The following is a 19,355-nucleotide window of genomic DNA, read 5'->3' as shown; positions in this document are numbered from 1 at the left end:
GGTCGTCACTCACTCCCCGTACGTGCCGAGTATCAGGACGGCGTTGTTGCCGGCGAAGGCGCTGGAGTTGTTCTGCACGATCCGCACGTCCGCCTCGACGGCCCGGTTGGGCACGACGTCGAGCGGGCAGTCCGGGTCGGTCTCGCGGTGGTTGATGGTGGGCGGGATGAACCCGTGCTCGATGGCGAGGCCGCAGGCGATGGCGCCGAGCGCGCTGGCCGCGCCCATCGAGTGGCCGAGCATCGACTTCACGGCGACGGTGCGCGGCGGGGCGTCGCCGTACACGTCGACGATGGCGGCCGACTCGGTCTTGTCGTTGGCCTTGGTGCCGGTGCCGTGCGCGGAGATGAAGTCGATCTCCTCCTGCTCGACGCCGGCGTCGTCCAGGGCGAGGCGGATACCGCGGGCGATGCCGTCGCGGTTGGGCGCGGTGGGGTGCGCGGCGTCGCAGGACAGGCCGTAGCCGAGGACCTCGGCGTGGATCCGGGCGCCGCGCGCGAGGGCGGACTCCAGGCTCTCCAGGACGAGGATGCCGGCGCCCTCGCCGGTGAGGATGCCCTGGCGGTCCTTGTCGAAGGGCCGCACCACGTCGGGGGTGAGCGCCCCGAACCGCTTGAACAGGGCGAACGCCTTGCGGCACACGGCGTCGGCGCCGCCGCACAGCGCGATGTCGACCTCGCCGGAGCGGATCGAGTCCAGGCCGTAGCCGACGGAGTAGTTGCCGGCCGCGCAGGCCGTGGTGACGGTGGTGGCCTCCACGTTCGGCATGCGCAGCTCACGCGCGATGACGGTGGACAGGCGGCCCGCGTTGATACGGCGGGCCAGCACCGGGTCCATCGCCTCCGGGTCCCCGGCGGCCAGTTCCTGCTCCAGCAGCACGGCGATGTCGTGCGACTCCCCGTCGGTGGTGCCGACGGTGATGACGGCCTGCCGCTCGCCGAGGTCGTCCTCGGTGAGCCCGGCGTCGTCGACGGCCATCCGCGCCGCGGCGACCGCGTACTGGCCGGCGCGGCCCATGTCGTCCAGGGGGACGTGGTGGATCCAGCGCCCGGGCTCGAAGTCGGGGACCTCGCAGGCGGTGTTCTGGCCGAAGCCCTCGGTGTCGAACCGGGTGATGGGCCGCGCTCCGGAGCGGCCGGCCCGCAGCCCCGCCGTGTACTCCTCGACCCCCGTGCCGATGCTGGAGATCACCCCGAAGCCGGTCAGGACGACCCGGCGGCGTGCGGTTGCGGTGGACATGTGGGTTCTCCTCCCCCCGTGGGTTCTGCTCACCAACCGGCGGCCGCGGCGGTCACCTGGTAGGTGGCCTCCACGTTGGTCATCTTGGGCAGTTCGTTCATGTCGATGACGATGGAGTACTCCATCTCCAGGGCGCTGAGGACGTCGATGAGCTTCAGCGAGTCCGCGCCGAGCTCGTCGATGAACAGGGCGGTGTCGGAAAGCCCGTCGAGGTCGACGTCGATGTTCTCGGCGATGATTTCCCGGATACGGGAGAGGCGCTCGGGCGCGACCGTGGTCATTTTCTGTTCCTCTCTTTGCGTTTCAGCTCTCGCACGAAATTAGTCAGCGCCGGTGACTGCGCGCTGACGTCCAACTGATGGACCGCTGACGGGGTTTGCCGGTCAGCGTCCGACGGCCCGCCGGAAGCCCCGTACGCTGCCCGCGACCGCCACGACCAGCAGCGCGGACAGGGTGATGGCGGTGACCAGACCGGGGTGCTCCGCGGGGAGTCCGCTGCCGGCGGCGCCCGCGGGGTCATTGCCCCACAGCCGTCGGCAGGTGGTGATCACGGACGTCACCGGATTCCATTCGGCGACCGGACGCAGCCAGCCGGGCAGGCCGCTCACCGAGACGTAGGCGTTGGAAAGGAAACTGAACACGACGAGGACGAGTGCGCCGGTGCCGTCGATGGCCTCGATGTTCTTCTGCGTGGTGCCCAGCAGAATTCCGACCCAGAGCATCACGTAGACGAAGGCGAGCAGGACGCCGAATCCGGCGGCGGTGCGCAGTACGCCCTCGTGCGGGCGCCAGCCGACGGCGAGGCCGACCAGGGACACCGCGGTGAGGCTGACGGCGCCGACGAACAGGTCGGACAGGGTGCGTCCGACGAGCACCGAGGCCGGTGAGATCGGCAGCGAGCGGAACCGGTCCACGAGGCCGTGCCGCAGGTCCATGGCGACGCCGATGGCGGTGGGGCCGACGCTGGTCAGGCCGACCTGGATGGCGATGCCGGCCATGATGAAGTCCTCGTAGGCGACGCCTCCGGGGACCTGCATGGAGTTGCGGAACAGGTAGCCGACGGCGATCAGCATCACCAGCGGGTTCATGGTGACGAGGATCAGCCGGCCGGGCGAGCGCCGCAGATGCCTCAGGTGCCGGCCGGCCAGCGCGAGGGTGTCGCCGAGGTGCCCGGCGAGCGCGCCGCCGGACGGGGCCGGGCGCGTCGGCGTTGCGGTGGCCGTCACTGGGTCACCTCTTTCCGGCCCGTGCCCGTGAGGTCGAAGAAGACGTCGTCGAGGGTGGGCCTGCGCAGTTCGAAGTCGGCGGTGGGGACGCCCTTCTCGCGCAGGGCGAGCGCGGCGCGGGCCACTTCGTCCAGGCCGTCGTCGCCGAGCTGGACCGAGACGCGGCGGGCGGTCTCGTCGACGACGGGGGGCCGGCCGCCGAGCGTGGACAGGGCCGCCACCGCGTCGCCGAGGCTCTCCGGGCGGGCCACGGTGACCTCCAGGCGTTCGCTGCCGACCTGCCGCTTGAGGGACTGCGGGGTGCCCTCGGCGATGACGCGGCCGGCGTCGATCACGGCGATGCGGTCGGCGAGTTCGTCGGCCTCCTCCAGGTACTGGGTGGTGAGCAGGATGGTCACACCGTCGGCCACCAGGTCGCGCACCACGTCCCACAGGACGACCCGGCTCGTCGGGTCCAGCCCCGTCGTCGGCTCGTCGAGGAACAGCACCTCGGGCTCGCCGATGACGCAGGTCGCCAGGTCGAGCCGGCGGCGCATCCCTCCGGAGTAGGTGCCGACGGGCCGGTCGGCGGCCTCCGTGAGCTCGAAGCGTTCGAGCAGTTCGGTGGCGCGCCGGGCGGCTCCGCGCCGCCCGAACCTGAGCAGCCTGGCGAGGAGCACGATGTTCTCGCGGCCCGTCAGGAGCTCGTCGACGGCCGCGTACTGTCCGGCGAGCCCGATGCGCCTGCGCACCTCGACGCTGTCGCGCACGACGTCGTGCCCGGCGACGGTGGCCCGCCCGGCGGACGGCTGGACGAGCGTGGCGAGGATCCGCACGGTGGTCGTTTTGCCGGCGCCGTTGGGCCCGAGCACCCCGAGCACGCTGCCGGCCGGCACGGACAGGTCGATGCCGTGCAGCGCCGTGTGCGACCGGTACGTCTTTCCCAGGCCCTCGGCGAGGATGGCGATGTCGGACGAGGACACGCTCAGCCCGCCGGCCGCTGGAGGCTGAGCGGACGCATGTCGGTCCAGTTGCTCTCCACGTAGGCGACGGCGGTGGCCCGGTCGCTCGCGTCGAGCGCCACCCGCCAGCCGTCGGGCACGGCGGCGAAGGACGGCCACAGGGAGTGCTGCCCCTCGTCGTTGACGAGGACGAGGAAGGTGCCGTCCTCGTTGTCGAAGGGGTTGGCCATGACGGTTCTCCAGATCTGTGCGGATGGGTCGGACATTCGGGTACGTGGGTTCAGCGGGCGGCCGTCAGCGCGGCGAGGTCGCGCTCGACGCGACGGCCGATGACCGCCGCCGGGCCGGGGCCGAGCATCTGCTGGTGGCCGCAGTCGACGTCGTGCACGTCGGGGGCCCCGGCGAGGTGCGGCTCCCAGCTCTTGCTGCGCAGCGCGCGTTCCTCCTGGCCGAGGCCGCCGCCGGTCGCCAGGAACAGCGTCATGGGGCAGCCGTCGAACCGGCCGGGCGTGAACCGCTGGAACAGGGCGAGGTTGTTGCGCATGACGCCGATGAGCCGCTCCAGCGTCGCCGCGCCGAGCCCGGCGAGCGGGCCGCCGGTGCGCTCGAGGTGCGCGGCGACGGCGGCCGGGGTGAGCCGGCCGACGCCGTCCGTGCCGACGCCCGCCTCGGTGAGGAAGTCCGCGAGGAACTCCTCGTCGGTCGGCGCCGCGCCGTGCGCGTCGTCGGGAAAGGCGTCCAGGTTGGCGAGATAGGCCACTTCCTCGCCGGCCGCCCGCAGCCGCACCGCCATCTCATGGGCGACGACTCCGCCGTAGGACCAGCCGAGCAGGTGGTACGGCCCACTGGGCTGCACGCCCCGGATCCGCTCCACGTACTCGTCGGCGACCTCGGCGAGATCGCCGGGCAGCGGCTCGTCGCCGTCGAGTCCGCGGGCCTGGAGCGCGAACACGGGCTGCTCGGGGTCGAGATGCCCGACGAGCGCGGCGAAGGGGATCCCGAAGCCGAGCCCGCCGTGGACGCAGAACAGCGGGGGTCGGGAGCCGGTGGAGCGAATCGGCAGCACCGGAGCGCCCCACAGGGGCGCGGGGCTGTGACCTGCGCGGCTCCGCCGCGCGGGCGCGACCGGCCCCGACGGCGCCGCACCCGACCGACGAGCCGCCTCGCCGCTCTCGGCCAGAGCCTGCAACGTCCGGTGCTCGAACACCGCCGCGAGACCGATCCGCAACCCGGCCCGACCGGCGGCGCCCACCAGCAGAATCGCCTTCAGACTGTCCCCGCCCAGCGCGAAGAACCCGTCGTCCGGACCGACCGCCCCGCACCCGAGCACCTCGGCGACGGCTTCGCACAGCACCCGCTCCGCCTCGCTCCCCGGCGGCCGTACGACGCGGTCGGCGGGAGCGGCCTCGGCGGCCGGCAGGGCCCGGACGTCGAGCTTCCCGTTCGGGGTGAGCGGCAGGTCGGCCAGCGGGACGAAGGCGCCGGGCACCATGTAACCGGGCAGGGTGCGGGCCAGGTGCGCGCGCAGCTCGCCCGGTTCCGGCGCCGCACGGCCGTCCGCGGGGACGACGTAGGCGACCAGGTGGCGCTGTCCGCCGGGCCCGGCGGGGGCGAGGACCGCGGCCCGCGCGACATCGACGTGCGCCGTCAGGTGGCGTTCGATCTCGCCGGGTTCGATGCGGAAGCCGCGGATCTTCACCTGCTGGTCGGCCCGGCCGACGTAGTCGATGCGGCCGCGGGAGTCCCAGCGCACCAGGTCCCCCGTGCGGTACATGCGCTCGCCGGGCTCCCCGAACGGGCAGGCCACGAACCGTTCCGCGGTCGCCGCCGGCCGCCCGAGGTACCCGAGGGCGAGCCCCGGCCCCGCGAGGTACAGCTCGCCGACGACGCCGCGCGGCACCGGCCGCAGGGCCTCGTCCAGGACGTAGGCGGAGGTGTCGCCGATGGGCAGCCCGATGGGCACGCTCACCGGGGTGTCCGCGGCGGCGGCGAGGTCCTGGAGGGTGGCGAAGGTGGTGGTCTCGGTCGGGCCGTAGACGTTGTACACGCGGGTGTCCGGCAGCGCGGCCCGCAGCCGTTGGAGGTGGTCGCGGGAGTGCGCCTCGCCGCCGGTGAGCAGGATCCGCAGCGGGGCGAGCGCGGCGGGCCGGGTGTCGGCGACCGCGTTGACGAACTGGGTGGTGAGGAAGGCGACGCTCACCCCGGCCCGGCCGCAGAACTCCCCGAGCGCCTCGGGGTCGGCGGGTCCCGGCGGACAGATCGCCAGCCGGGCGCCCTGGGTCAGCGGCCCCCAGATCTCGAAGGTGGACGCGTCGAAGGCGACCGGCGCGAAGTACAGGAAGGTGTCGTGCGGGCCGAACTCCAGCTCGGGCAGGCCCTGTACGAGCCGTGCGGCGGCGCGGTGCGAGACGGCGACGCCCTTGGGCCGGCCGGTGGAGCCGGAGGTGTAGATGACGTAGAGGAGGTCGTCCGGGGCCGGCGGGGCGACGGCGGGCGGGGTCACCGGGAGGTGGATCAGGCTGCCGCGGACGGCGGGGTCGTCGAGGACGACGCGTTCGGCCCGGAACGGGTCCACAGCTTGCGCCAGCGACTCCTGGGTCAGCAGCAGCCGGGCGCCGCTGTCGGCGAGCATCCCGCGCATCCGCTCCGCCGGATACGCCGGGTCCAGCGGCAGGTACGCCGCGCCGGTCCGGGCGATGGCCAGCAGCGCCGTCACGGTGGCCGGTCCGCGTTCCAGGCACAGCGCGACCAGGTCGCCGCGGCCGATGCCGCGCCCGGTGAGCAGGTGCGCGAGCCGGTTGGCGGCGGCGTCGAGGTCGGCGTACGTCGTGCTGACCAGGGCCCCGCCGGGGTCGGCGTGGACCAGGGCCACCGCGTCCGGGGCGGCGGCGACCCGGCGGGCCACCAGCTCGGTGAGGGTGGTGCGTTCGGTGCCGGTGCGGCGGGTGCCGCGGGCCAGCAGGCCGGTGCGCTCGGCGGGGTCGAGGAGGTCCAGTCGGGACAGGGGCAGGCCGGGTTCGGCGAGCGCGGCGGCGAGCAGCCGCAGGTAGGAGTCGGCGATCCGGCGGGCGGTGGCGGGCTCGAAGAGGTCGGTGCGGTACTCCAGGGCCAGCGAGAGACCGTCGGTGCCCTCCTCGGTGAGCTGGAAGAACAGGTCCCACTTGGCGGTGGCCCCGGGCACCTCCTGCGGCCGTACCGACAGGCCGCCGCTCGTGGCGCCCTGCGGCAGGTCGGCCTCCTGCTGGTGGCCGAGCATCACCTGGAACAGGGGGTGCCGGGACATCGACCGCTCGGGGTTGAGCACCTCGACCAGCTTCTCGAACGGCACGTCCTGGTTGCGGTATGCGGCAAGATCGAACTCGCGTACGCGCGCGACGAGTTCGCGGAAGCCAGGGTCTCCCCCGGTGTCGGTGCGCAGCACGAGCGTGTTGACGAACATGCCGACCAGGTCGTCGAGGCGCTCGTCGGCGCGGCCCGCCACCGGGGAGCCGAGCGGGATGTCGGTGCCCGCGCCGAGCCGGGTGAGCAGGGCGGCGAGGGCGGCCTGGAGCACCATGAACACGCTGACGCCCCAGTCGGCCGCGAGGTGCCGCAGCGCCGTGACCAGTTCTCGGGGAGCGTCGGCGTGCACGAGGCCGCCGTGGTGGCCGGAGCGGGTGCCTCGCGGGAGGTCGAAGGGGAGCTGGAGTTCCTCGGGGAGGCCGTCGAGGGCCTTCCTCCAGTGCGCGAGCTGGCGGGCGAGTTCGCTGTCGGGGTCGGTCTCGTCGCCGAGCAGGTCGCGCTGCCAGAGGGTGTAGTCGGCGTACTGCACGGCCAGTGGGGGGAGTTCGGGGGTCCGGCCGGTGCGGCGGGACTCGTAGGCCGTGGTCAGGTCGCGGGTGAGGGGGGCCAGCGACCAGCGGTCGGCGGCGATGTGGTGCAGGACGAGGAGGAGGACGTGGTCGTCGGGGGTGAGGGTGAAGAGGTGTGCTCTGACCGGGATTTCGTGCTCCAGGCCGAAGCCGCGGGCCGCCTCCATGGCCAGTGCGTCGGGCAGGGCGGCCTCGTCGACGGTGGTGACCGGCAGGGGGACGGGGGCTTCGGCCGGCGGGAGGACGCGCTGTTCGGCGGGGCCGATGGCGCGTGCGGACGTGCCGTGCCGCGTGGTGTGCCGGCTGCGGGTCTGCCCTGGCTGGTCGCGCAGTTCCCCGCGCCCCTGAACGGCGCTGCCGTCCGGGTCGGACACAGTCCCCGCCCGCGCCGGGAACACCGTCCGCAGCGACTCGTGGCGGGCCACCACGTCTCCCAGCGCCGCCTCCAGCGCCGGCACGTCCAGCGGTCCCGACAGTCGTACCGCCAGCGGGATGTTGTAGAGGCCGTCGGGGGCGCCGAGGTGTTCGATGAACCACAGGCGCTGCTGGGCGTAGGACAGGGGGAGCGTGTCGGGACGGGGGCGGGTGGTGAGGGGTGGGCGGCCGGGGTCGGCCGTGGGGATCCGGGCGGCCAGCGCGGACACCGACGGGGCCTCGAAGAGGTCGCGGATGCCCAGCTCGGCGCCCAGCTCGGCGCGGGCGCGGTTGACGATGCGGGTGGCGAGGAGGGAGTGGCCGCCGAGTGCGAAGAAGTCGTCGTCGACGCCGACGCGTTCGAGCCCGAGCACCTCGGCGAAGACCGCGCTCAGCGTCTCTTCCTCGCGGGTGCGCGGGGCGCGGTCGGAGGTGGCGTACTCGGGCGCCGGCAGGGCGCGGCGGTCGAGCTTGCCGTTGGCGGTCAGGGGGATCGCGGGGAGTCGTACGACGGCCGAGGGGACCATGTAGTCGGGGAGCCGGGTGCTTGCGAACTCTCGCAGCTCAGTACCCAGTTCGGCTTCCGAGACCACGTACGCCACCAGCCGCTGGTCCCCCGGACGGTCCTCCCGTGCCACGACCGCCGCCTCGGCGACGCCTGGGTGGCGGCCGAGGACCGTGGCGATCTCGCCGAGTTCGATGCGGAAGCCGCGCAGCTGGACCTGCTGGTCGGCGCGGCCCAGGTATGCGAGGGTGCCGTCGGCCCGCCACCGGCCGAGGTCGCCGGTGCGGTACATGCGCGCGCCGGCCGGTCCGAAGGGGCAGGCCACGAAGCGGTCGGCGGTGAGGTCGGGGCGGCCCAGGTAGCCGCGCGCGAGGCCGGGACCGGCGACGTACAGCTCGCCGGGCACGCCGGCCGCCACCGGGCGCAGGGCTCCGTCGAGGACGTACACCCGCAGGTCGGGGATGCCGCGCCCGATGACGCCGCCCCCGCCGGCGGCGGCCGTGGCGGCGTCCAGCTCCTGGTGGGAGACGTGGACCGTGGTCTCGGTGATGCCGTACATGTTGACCAGGCGCGGGGCGTCGTCGGCGTGCCGTGCGTACCAGTCGCCGAGCCGGCCGATGTCGAGGGCCTCACCGCCGAACACCACGTATCGCAGCGCGAGTTCGCTCCTCGTCTCGGCGTCGGCGCGCATCAGCTGGTAGAAGGCGGACGGGGTCTGGTTCAGGACGGTGACCCGTTCGCGGGCGAGCAGCTCGCGGAAGGCGTCGGGCGAGCGGGAGACGTCGTACGGCACGACGACGAGACGGCCGCCGTACAGCAGGGCGCCCCACAGCTCCCAGACGGTGAAGTCGAAGGCGATGGAGTGGAACAGCGTCCACACGTCGTCGGGCCCGAAGCCGAACCAGTCGTCGGTGGCGTCGAGCAGCCGCACGACGTTCCGGTGCGGGACGACCACGCCCTTGGGGCGGCCGGTGGAGCCGGAGGTGTAGATGACGTACGCCGCGTGCTCGGGCGCCACGGCCGCGCGGGGGTCGGTGGCGGGGCAGGCGGCGAGCGCGGCCCGGGTCGCGTCGGCGGCGAGGTCGACGCGCGGCAGGTCGGGGACTACGGGCAGGTCGGCGCCGGCACCGGTCAGCAGCAGCACGGGGCGTGCGTCGCGCAGGGTGTGGGCGACGCGGTCGGCCGGGTGGGCGGGTTCGAGGGGGAGGTAGGCGGCGCCCGACTTCAGGACCGCGAGGACGGCGACGATCAGGTCGGCGCTCCGCGGCAGCGCGATCGCCACGAACGTCTCGGGCCCGGCGCCCCGGTCGGCGAGCAGGTGCGCGAGCCGGTTGGCGCGCTCGTCCAGCTCCCGGTAGGTGAGGCTCGCGGTGCCGGCGGTCACCGCCACCGCGCCGGGCGTGCGCGCGGCCCGCTCGGCGAACAGCTCCGGGATCGTCGTACGGCGGGCGGGGGCCGGACCGGACTGCGCGGAGCCGCTCCACTCGGTGAGGATCCGCCGCTCCTCGGCCGGGTCGAGGCCGCCGAGCCGGGCGAGGAGGACGTCCGGGTCGTCGGCGACCTGGCGCAGGACCCGCACGAGCCGGCCGAGGACGCTCTCCGCGCCCGGCACCGAACTCCGGTACGCCAGCTGCATCTCCAGCCGCTCCCCCGGCAGGACCGTGAGGTGGAGCGGGTAGTGGGTGGCCGAGTGCACCCGGGCCGCGCTCACCGCTCCGCCGGTCTCCCGGCGCAGGCCCTCCTCGTCCAGGGGGTAGCTCTGGAAGGCGAGGACGGTGTCGAAGAGTTCGCCCTGGATGCCGCCGGCGGACTGGACCTCGGCGAGCGGCAGGTGCTCGTGCGGCATCATCGCCAGCTGCTGCCGGGCCAGCTCCTCGATCAGCTCGCTCGCCCGCCGCTGGGGCCGCACGTCGGCCCGTACCGGAAGGGTGTTGGCGAACAGCCCGATCATCGACTCGACACCCGGCACCTCGGCGGGCCGCCCGGAGGTGACGGCGCCGAGGACGACGTCCTCGCGGCCGGTGAGCCGGCCCAGGAGCACCGCCCAGCAGCCCTGCACCACGGAGTTGAGGGTGAGCCCGCGCCCGCGCGCCCAGGCCGTGAGGGCCGCCGTCTCCCGCTCGGGCAGGAAGTCCCTTACGGACTGGGGCAGTTCGGTGTCCGTGCCGGTCGCCTCCGGCGCGACCCGCACGGGGCCGTCGAGCCCGTCCAGCAGTCCCGCCCAGGCCGCGCGGGCCGCGGCACGGTCGCGGGTGCCGAGCCAGTTCAGGAAGGACCGGTAGCCGGCCGGCTCGGGCAGGGCCGCCGCGCCGCGCTCGTCCGCGAGGAGGGTCAGCTCACGCACGGCCAGCGGCAGCGACCAGCCGTCGACCAGGATGTGGTGCACGGACCACACCAGCCGGCAGCGGCGCTCGCCGAGCCGCAGCAGCGCGAACCGCATCAGCGGCGGGCGGGCCGGGTCGATCCGCCGCAGCCGGTCCTCCCGGGCGATCCGCCGGGCCCGCGTCTCGCGCTCCTCCTCGGGCAGGTCGGTGAGGTCGTGCACCGCCCACGGCGGCCGCACCTCGTCCTCGTGCGGGACGACCTGGACGGGCTCGCCGTTCTTGCGGTTGCGGAAGCAGGCCCGCAGGTTGGGGTGACGGCGCAGCAGCGCGGCGGACGCGGTGCGCAGCCGGCGCTCCAGGTCGGCTGCGTCGCCGTCGATGTCCGCGACGAACTGGAGGGTGTAGAGGTCCGGGGCGGTGCGGTCGTAGGAGGAGAGGAAGAGCAGTCCCTGCTGGAGCGGGGAGAGCGGCAGCACCGCGCTGATCCTCGATCTGGGGCCGCTCTTCGTCGCGTTCGTCGGCTCGGTCACGACAGATCCTCACTCAACTCGAATTCCAGATCGGCGAGTTCCTCGTCGGTCAGCTCGATCAGGTCGCCCTCGGGCTCCGGGGCGGGCTCGGCCTCGACGCCGCCCGCGGCACGGGCGAGCTCGGCGGCCGTACGGTGCGTGAAGACGTCCCGCGTGGTCAGGGCGAGGCCGGCGGTGCGGGCGCGGCTGACGACCTGGATGGAGCGGATGCTGTCGCCGCCGAGCGCGAAGAAGTCCTCGTCGACGCCGACGGCCGGCATGCCGAGCACCTCGGCGAGGATCCCGCAGAGGATCTCCTCGCGCTCGTCACGCGGCCCACGCGCCCGCTCCGCCTCGTCCGCCCGCTCCGGCAGGGGCAGGGCCTTGCGGTCGAGCTTGCCGTTCGGCGTGAGCGGCATGGCGTCCAGGACGAGCCAGGTGGACGGGATCATGTAGGCGGGCAGCAACTGCGCCAGCGCGTCCCGCACTTGACCGGAGTCCACACCCGGCCCGGTCAGATAGCCGACCAGACGCGGATTGCCGGACGCGTCGGGTACGACGGCCACGGCGGCGTCGGTCACCTGGTAGAGCCCTCGTACGGCGGCCTCGATCTCGCCGAGTTCGACGCGCCGGCCGCGGATCTTGACCTGGTGGTCCCGTCGTTCGACGAACTCCAGCTGCCCGTCCTGGCGTTGGACCACGCGGTCGCCGGTCCGGTACATCCGCGTGCCGGGTCCGGCGAACGGATCCGCCATGAAGGTGCCGGCCGTGCGCGCCGGGTCGTCTAGGTACCCGCGTCCGACGCCGGCGCCACCGACGTAGAGCTCACCGGGTATGCCCGCGGGGACCGGCTGGAGTTCGTCGCTCAGGACGTACAGCCGTGTGTTGCGGACCGCGCCGCCGATCGGCACCCGGCCACCGAGATCGTCCTCGGCACGGATCACCGCATGCGTGACATCGTCCGAGCACTCCGTCGGACCGTACGCATTCATCAACGGGATCTGCGGATACCGGGCATGCCAACGCTCGCACAGATCGGCCGGCAGCGCCTCACCCGTCACCATCAGCCACCGCAGATCCGGCAGCTCCGGGACCCGCCCGTCCAGATCCCAGGCATCCAGCGCGGCCCGCAGCAACGACGGCACCACCTCCAGCACCGCCACCCGCTCCGCACGCACCATCGCGAACAGCCCCGACGGATCCGCCGCCATCTCCGAACCCGACACCCGCACCCGACCACCCACCAGCAGCGGCGCCAGCATCTGCCACACCGACACGTCGAACGTCAGCGGAGCGTTCTGCACCACCACCTCACCGGCAGCAAGGTCCAGATCCCCCACCTTCGCCCACAGGTGATTCACCATCCCCGAGCGCTGCACCATCGCCCCCTTCGGACGGCCCGTCGACCCCGACGTGAACATCACATACGCCAGATCGAGACCACCGCCGACGGCGGGTGGCAGGGCACGGTCGGTGAGGTTGTCCTCCAGGACGAGGACGGTGACGTCACCGGCGATCTCGCGGGCCTGTGCCTCGTACGCCGTTCCCACCAGCAGGTACCGGGCGCCGCTGTCCCGCAGCAGGCCGGCGTTGCGGGCGGCGGGGGCGGTCGGGTCCAGCGGCAGGTACGCGCCGCCCGCGCCCAGGACGCCGAGCACGCCCGTCACGAACGGCACGCCGGGATCGGCGAGCATCGCGATCACGGAGCCGGTGGTGGCCCCGGCCGCGGTGACGCGGGCGGAGAGGCCGCCGGCCGTCTCGACGAGTTCCCGGTAGGCGAGGGAGGTCGTGCCGTCCGTCACCGCGGGCTCGTCGGGGATGCGGTCCGCGACCGCGCGCACCCGCTCGACGACGCCGAGGCTCTCCTCGGGGACCGAGGGGTCCCAGGTGCCGAGCAGACCGCCGAGTTCGCCGGGAGCGCCGGGTCCGGCGATGGTCGTCGGCGCGGTCACGTCGATCCAGGCGAGCGGCAGGGCGGGGTGGTCGGCGACGGTGCGCAGCAGGTGCCGGAACATCAGGGCGATGCGTTCGACGTCGGCGCGGGTGAGGCGGTCGGGTGCGTAGTCGAGCCGCAGCGTCAGTGTGTCGCCGGGGAAGACCGCCATGCTGAGCGGGTGGTGGCGGGCGTCCCTGGCCTCGGTGTGCAGCACCCGGACGCCGTCGGCGCCCGGGTCGGTGCCGTCCGCGTCCAGCGGGAAGTTCTCGAAGAGGACCACCGTGTCGAAGACCTCGCCCGCGAGGCCGGCCGCCTTGTGGATCTCGGCGAGGCCCAGGTGCTCGTGCGGCATGAGCGCGGTCTGCCGGTCCTGGAGGGTGTGCAGCAGCTCGGTCAGGGTGGCGCCGGGGTCCAGCGGGACGCGGACCGGCACGGTGGTGAGGAACATGCCGATCATCGACTCGACGTCGGGCACCTCGGCCGGGCGGCCGGAGGTGACGGCGCCGAAGACCACGTCCTGGCGTCCGGTGAGCCGGCCCAGCAGCAGCGCCCAGCAGCCCTGCACGACGGTGTTGAGGGTGAGGCCCTGGGTGCGGGCCCAGCCGGACAGGGCGGCGGTCAGTTCGCGCGGCACCTCGGCGTGCACGGCCTCGGGCAGGACCGGGGCCCGGTCGGGGTCGGCGGGGACGAGCAGGGTCGGCTCGTCGACGCCGTCCAGCGCGTCCCGCCAGGCGGCGCGGGCCGCATCGCGGTCCTGGCCGGTGAGCCAGCCGAGGTAGCCGCGGTACGGGGCCGGGTCGGGCAGCAGCGTGACGTCCGCGTCCGTGCGGCACAGGGCGAACAGCTCCCGCACGAGCAGCGGCATCGACCAGCCGTCGACGAGGATGTGGTGGCTGGTCCAGATGAAGCGGTGCCGTCCCTCGTCGTGGGTGACCAGCGCGAACCGCAGCAGCGGCGGGGCGGTCAGGTCGAAGCGGCGGGTGCGCTCGGCCTCGGTGATCCGGTCGAGCTCGGCGCTGCGCTGCGGCTCCGGCAGATCGCGCAGGTCGGTCTCCTGCCACGGCAGTTCGGCGTGGTCGGGGACGAGCTGCACGGGGTCGCCGCCGGCGCGGGCGCGGAAGGCGGCGCGCAGGTTGGGATGCCGGTCGAGGAGCGCCTGCCCGGCGGCGCGCAGCACGGCCGGGTCGATGTCGCCCTCCAGTTCGGCGACGATCTGGAGGGTGTAGACGTCGGTGGCGTCGCGGTCGTAGTCCGCGTGGAAGAGCAGGCCCTGCTGGAGCGGGGTGAGCGGCAGCACGTCGGTCAGGGCGGTGCCGGCATCCGCGAGTTCGGTCTCGTACGCCTCGATCTCGTCCTGCGTGAGGTCGACCAGCGGCAGGTCGGACGGTGTGCGGCCGCCCGTGCCGGGCTCGGCGGTGTGCCGGACCAGCAGGTCCAGGGCGCGGAACCAGGTCTCGGCGATGTCGCGGGCGTCGTCCTCGGCGACCGCCTGCCCGGCCCACGCCCAGTTGGCGATCAGGTGCGGGCCGTCGTGGCGGTCCTCGGTGGCCGGGGTGACGTCGAGGAGGTGCGGCAGCGGCATGGCGGGGTGGGCGCCGGTGCCGACGACGCCGTCGCCGCCCGCGGGTTCCCACAGCCGGTTCTCGCGGGCGTCGAAGCGGCCCATGTAGTTGAAGCCGAGCTGGGGGCGCTCGTAGCGGGCGAGGACGCGGGCGGCGTGCGGGTTGAGGTAGCGCAGCAGGCCGTGGCCGACGCCCCGGTCGGGCAGGGCGCGCAGCTGTTCCTTGACCCGCTTGAGCGCGGTGGCGAGGGCCGCGCCGCCCGCCCACACCTCGTCCCAGTCGAGGGCGCCGGGGTCGAGCCGCACCGGGAAGGCGCTGGTGAACCAGCCGACGGTGCGGGACAGGTCGAGGGCGTCCGTGAGCTGCTCGCGGCCGTGGCCCTCCAGCTCGATCAGGGTCTGTGCGTAGTGGGTGTGGCCGTGCCGGCGGCGCCAGTCGGCGACGGCCAGGGCGAGCCCGGTCAGCAGGACGTCGTTGACCTCGGCGTGGAAGGCGGCGGGGACGTCGGTGAGCAGCGGGCCGGTGACGTCGGGGCCGAGTTCGAGACGGAGGGTGCGCCGGGTGCCGTGGACGTCCTTGGCGAGGTCGAGGCGCCGGGTGCCGACCAGCGGGTCGGGGCCGTCCAGGATCCCCTGCCACAGGGCGAGTTCGGCGCCGCGCACCTCGGTGCGGGCCTGCTCGGCGAGCAGCCGGGACCAGGCGCGGTAGGAGGTGCCGACGGGGTCGAGTGCGGGGGTGCGGCCCTCGGCGAGGGCCGCACAGGCGGCTGCCAGGTCGGGCAGGAAGATGCGCCAGGAGACTCCGTCCACGACGAGGTGGTGGCCGCACAGCACGAGGAGGGCGGTGCCGGGAGGGGTGGGTTCGGGTGCGTCGCCGGCTGCGGGTGGGTGGGGGCTGGTCGCGCAGTTCCCCGCGCCCCTGAAGGTCGGCCCAGGGGCCGCCGCCCCAGCAGCGCCGTCCCCCACACTCCCGAAACCCGGCCCGGCGGCAGCCGCCCCAGGGGCGCGGGGAACTGCGCGACCAGCCCCCACCGACCCACAGTCGGAAACGGCCGAACCGACCACCGCCCCAGAGGCGCGAGGAACTGCGCGACCAGCCCCCACCGACCCACAGTCGGAAACGGCCGAACCGACCACCGCCCCAGGGGCCCGGGGAACTGCGCGACCAGCCCCCACCGACCCACAGTCGGAAACGGCCGAACCGACCACCGCCCCAGGGGCCCGGGGAACTGCGCGACCAGCCCCCGCCGGCCCGCGGTCGGAAGCGGCGGGGTCGATCAGCACTGCCTGGAGCATCACCGCCGCGCCCGGGTCCAGCCGCGCACGCGCCGCCGCGGCCTGCCGTTCGGCGAACGCGAGCAGGTCCTTGCCCCGCGCGTCACCCGCGTCCGCGCTCGCCACCAGCCGTACGCCGGCCAGCGCGCCGCGCTCCAGCACCTCCGTGTGCCACAGCCCGGGTGCCGGTTCGGTGGCGCGGGTGCGCAGGGCGTCGTGGTGATCGACCAGGGCGTGCAGGGCTGCGTCGAGCAGCTCGGCGTCGAGCCCGGCCGGCACATGCACGACGACATGCTGGCTGTACTTGACGACGGGCCCGGTCAGCGACCGGGTGTCCTCGTGCAACTGCCCCATGATCGGCGTGAGTTCGTACGGCCCCACGCCGCCCGAGTCGTCCTCCGGCTCGCGCCTCGCGTCGGCGTCGAGGCTGCCGGCGGCGCGGGCCAGCGCGGCGACGGTCTTGTGGTCGAAGACGTCCCGCGTGGTCAGCACGAGGCCGGCGCTGCGGGCGCGGCTGACGACCTGGATGGAGCGGATGCTGTCGCCGCCGAGCGCGAAGAAGTCCTCGTCGATCCCGACGTCCCGGGTGCCGAGCACCTCCGCGTAGATCCCGCACAGCACCCGCTCGCGCTCGGTACGCGGCCCGCGCGCCGCGTCCTGCCCGCCGAGCGCGGGCTGCGGCAGGGCCTTGCGGTCGAGCTTGCCGTTCGGCGTGAGCGGCATGGCGTCCAGGACGAGCCAGGTGGACGGGATCATGTAGGCGGGCAGCAACTGAGCCAGCTCGTCGCGCACTTGACCGGCGTCCACACCCGGCCCGGTCAGATAGCCGACCAGACGCGGATTGCCGGACGCGTCGGGCAGCACGGCGACCGCGGCGTCCACCACGCTCTCCAGGGAGCGGATGACGGCCTCGATCTCACCGGTCTCGACGCGCCGCCCGCGGATCTTGACCTGGTGGTCCCGTCGTTCGATGAACTCCAGCTGCCCGTCCGGGCGTTGGACCACGCGGTCGCCGGTCCGGTACATACGGGAGCCCGAGGGCCCGAAGGGGTCGGCCATGAACGTGCCCGCGGTGCGGGACGGGTCGTGCAGATAGCCGCGTCCGACGCCGGCGCCACCGACGTACAACTCACCCGGGACGCCGACCGGAACAGGCTGGAGTTCGTCGCTCAGGACGTACAGCCGTGTGTTGCGGACCGCGCCGCCGATCGGCACCCGGCCACCGAGATCGTCCTCGGCACGGACCACCGCGTGCGTGACATCGTCCGAGCACTCCGTCGGACCGTACGCATTCATCAACGGGATCTGCGGATACCGGGCATGCCAACGCTCACACAGATCGGCCGGCAGCGCCTCACCCGTCACCATCAGCCACCGCAGATCCGGCAGCTCCGACACCCTCCCGTCCAGATCCCAGGCATCCAGCGCGGCCCGCAGCAGCGACGGCACCACCTCCAGCACCGCCACCCGCTCCGCACGCACCATCGCGAACAGCCCCGACGGATCCGCCGCCATCTCCGAACCCGACACCCGCACCCGACCACCCACCAGCAGCGGCGCCAGCATCTGCCACACCGACACGTCGAACGTCAGCGGAGCGTTCTGCACCACCACCTCACCAGCAGCAAGGTCCAGCTCCCCCACCTTCGCCCACAGGTGATTCACCATCCCCGAGCGCTGCACCATCGCCCCCTTCGGACGGCCCGTCGACCCCGACGTGAACATCACATACGCCAGATCGAGACCACCGCCGACGGCGGGGAGTCCGGTCGTGCAGGTGGTGTCGGCGGGGTCGGTGAGCGGGAGGGCGGTGACGTCCGGGGCCGGAGTCTCGTGGGTGGCGCCTGTCAGGAGGTGGCGGGCGCCGCTGTCCTGGAGCAGGCCGGCGTTGCGGGCGGCGGGGGCGGTCGGGTCCAGCGGCAGGTACGCGCCGCCCGCGCCCAGGACGCCGAGGACACCGGCGACGAACGGAACTCCGGGATCGGCGAGCATCGCGACCACCGCGCCGGGCTCCATGCCCGAGGCACGCAGACGGGCGGCCACACCCGCGGCGCGGGTCAGCAGCTCGCGGTAGGTGACGCTCTCGGTGCCGTCGGACACGGCGACGGCACCGGGCGAGGTCTCGGCGACGGCCCGTACGCGCTCCACGAGCCCCTCGTAGTCGGCCTGTTCGGCGTCGCGGTCCCAGGTGCCGAGCAGACCGCGGGGCTCGCCGGGGGCGCCCAGGCCGATCCGGCCCACGGGATGGTCGGCCGGCAGGGCGGCGAGGTCGGTGAGGAAGGTCTCGAAGCGGGCGAGGTGGGTGGCCAGCTCGGCCGAGGTGTACAGCTCCGGGTTGCCGTCGAGGTGGATCTCCATCGTGCCGTCGGTGGTGTTCAGGACGGTGATGATGAGGTCGTTGACGATGCCGGTGGACAGGTTGACGATCGTGCCGTCGCAGGCGCTTGTGAAGGCGAGCGCCGGGTCCTGGTTGAGGACGTTGATGAACGGTCCGAAGGGGCGCCGGTCGTCGGTGCGCAGGCCGATGTCCCGGCGGACGCGGTCACCGCGGTAGCGCTGGTGCTTCAGCGCCCCGGACACCTCGATCCACGCCTGGCGCAGCAGCTGGGTGCGGGTGGTGTCGGGGCGTACCGGCACGGCGAGCGGCAGGTAGTTGGCGAGCATGCCGGGGATCTCGCGGCTGGCGGCGCCGACCCGGCCGGTCACCGGCAGGGTGAGCAGCGGGCGGTCGACGCCGGTGGCGCGCCGGGTGTAGGCGGCGGCCGCGGCGACCATGACGACGGGCATGGTGACCTTGCCGTCCCGGGCGAGGGCGCGTACCGCGTCGGTGGCCTCGGCGGACAGCCGGGCGGTGTGGCGCAGCGCGCTGCGGCCGGGGGCGGGCTGCCGGGCCGAGAGGGAGACGAGTTCGGGTGCGGGGCCGTGGGCGCCGGCGGTGAGGCGGGTGGTCCAGTGCTTGCGGTCGCGTTCGACGTGCGCGGAGTCGAGGTAGTCGCGCTCGGCGTCCAGCAGGCGGTGGAAGGGCGGCATGGCGTCGGCGTCGAGGGTGTGCTCGTCCTCGCCGGCCGCGAGCCGGGTGTAGAGGGTGGCGAGCTTCGGGTAGAGCAGGGCGCGGCTGAACCCGTCGGCCAGGATGTGGTGCATGCACAGGTAGAGCAGGTGATGCTCGGGACCGAGGTGGATCAGGGCACCGCGGAACAGCGGGAAGTCGGTGACCTTCAGGGGGTCGGCGTGGTCGGCGCGCATCCACGCCTCGGCGGCGACGCTCGGCTCGGGCTCGTCGGCGAAGTCGAGCCGCTTCAGGGGGAGTTGCGCGAGCGGCCGGATGATCTGGCCGGGGGCGCCGTCCTCCTCCACGAACTGCACGCGCAGGCCCTCGGCCTCGTGGCCCAGCCGGCCCAGCGCCCGGCCGAGCAGGTCCGCGTCGAGCGGTCCGCGCAGGTCGATGTAGTCGGCCATGTTGTAGCCGAGCGGACCGGTCGCGAACTGTTCGTCGAACCAGATCTCGGCCTGCGCCGCGGTGAGCGGGAGGACGGCGCCTCGGTTTGTCGTCATCGCTTTGCTCTCCGTCATT

7 protein-coding genes are annotated in these 19,355 nt (G+C 73.9%); all 7 read right to left on the bottom strand.

Features of this window, described 5'->3' with window-relative positions; all coding sequences use genetic code 11:
* Positions 1–9: 9 nt before the first annotated feature.
* Positions 10–1,239, bottom strand: a complete 1,230-nt coding sequence (locus AC3ETA_RS13265; RefSeq protein ID WP_432193055.1) for a beta-ketoacyl-[acyl-carrier-protein] synthase family protein — start codon at positions 1,237–1,239, stop codon at positions 10–12.
* 29 nt (positions 1,240–1,268) lie between these two features.
* Positions 1,269–1,520, bottom strand: coding sequence for an acyl carrier protein (locus tag AC3ETA_RS13260; RefSeq protein ID WP_030957545.1), 252 nt, complete (start codon positions 1,518–1,520; stop codon positions 1,269–1,271).
* A 102-nt stretch (positions 1,521–1,622) separates the two neighbouring features.
* Complete coding sequence (locus tag AC3ETA_RS13255) at positions 1,623–2,465, bottom strand: ABC transporter permease (protein WP_432193054.1); 843 nt, start codon at positions 2,463–2,465, stop codon at positions 1,623–1,625.
* Positions 2,462–3,427, bottom strand: coding sequence for an ATP-binding cassette domain-containing protein (locus tag AC3ETA_RS13250; RefSeq protein WP_432193053.1), 966 nt, complete (start codon positions 3,425–3,427; stop codon positions 2,462–2,464). The genes AC3ETA_RS13255 and AC3ETA_RS13250 overlap by 4 nt, the downstream gene beginning before the upstream one ends.
* 2 nt (positions 3,428–3,429) lie before the next feature.
* Positions 3,430–3,636: an MbtH family protein gene (locus tag AC3ETA_RS13245; RefSeq protein ID WP_432193052.1), complete on the bottom strand. Its 207-nt coding sequence runs from the start codon at positions 3,634–3,636 to the stop codon at positions 3,430–3,432.
* A gap of 50 nt (positions 3,637–3,686) precedes the next feature.
* A complete protein-coding gene (locus AC3ETA_RS13240; RefSeq protein ID WP_432193051.1) occupies positions 3,687–11,030 on the bottom strand; it encodes an amino acid adenylation domain-containing protein in 7,344 nt (2,447 codons plus the stop codon).
* Positions 11,027–19,336: an amino acid adenylation domain-containing protein gene (locus tag AC3ETA_RS13235; protein ID WP_432193050.1), complete on the bottom strand. Its 8,310-nt coding sequence runs from the start codon at positions 19,334–19,336 to the stop codon at positions 11,027–11,029. The genes AC3ETA_RS13240 and AC3ETA_RS13235 overlap by 4 nt, the downstream gene beginning before the upstream one ends.
* Positions 19,337–19,355 lie beyond the last annotated feature (19 nt).

The organism is Streptomyces sp. bgisy027 (assembly GCF_057710365.1).
This window is presented reverse-complemented; position numbering and strand designations above follow the sequence as displayed.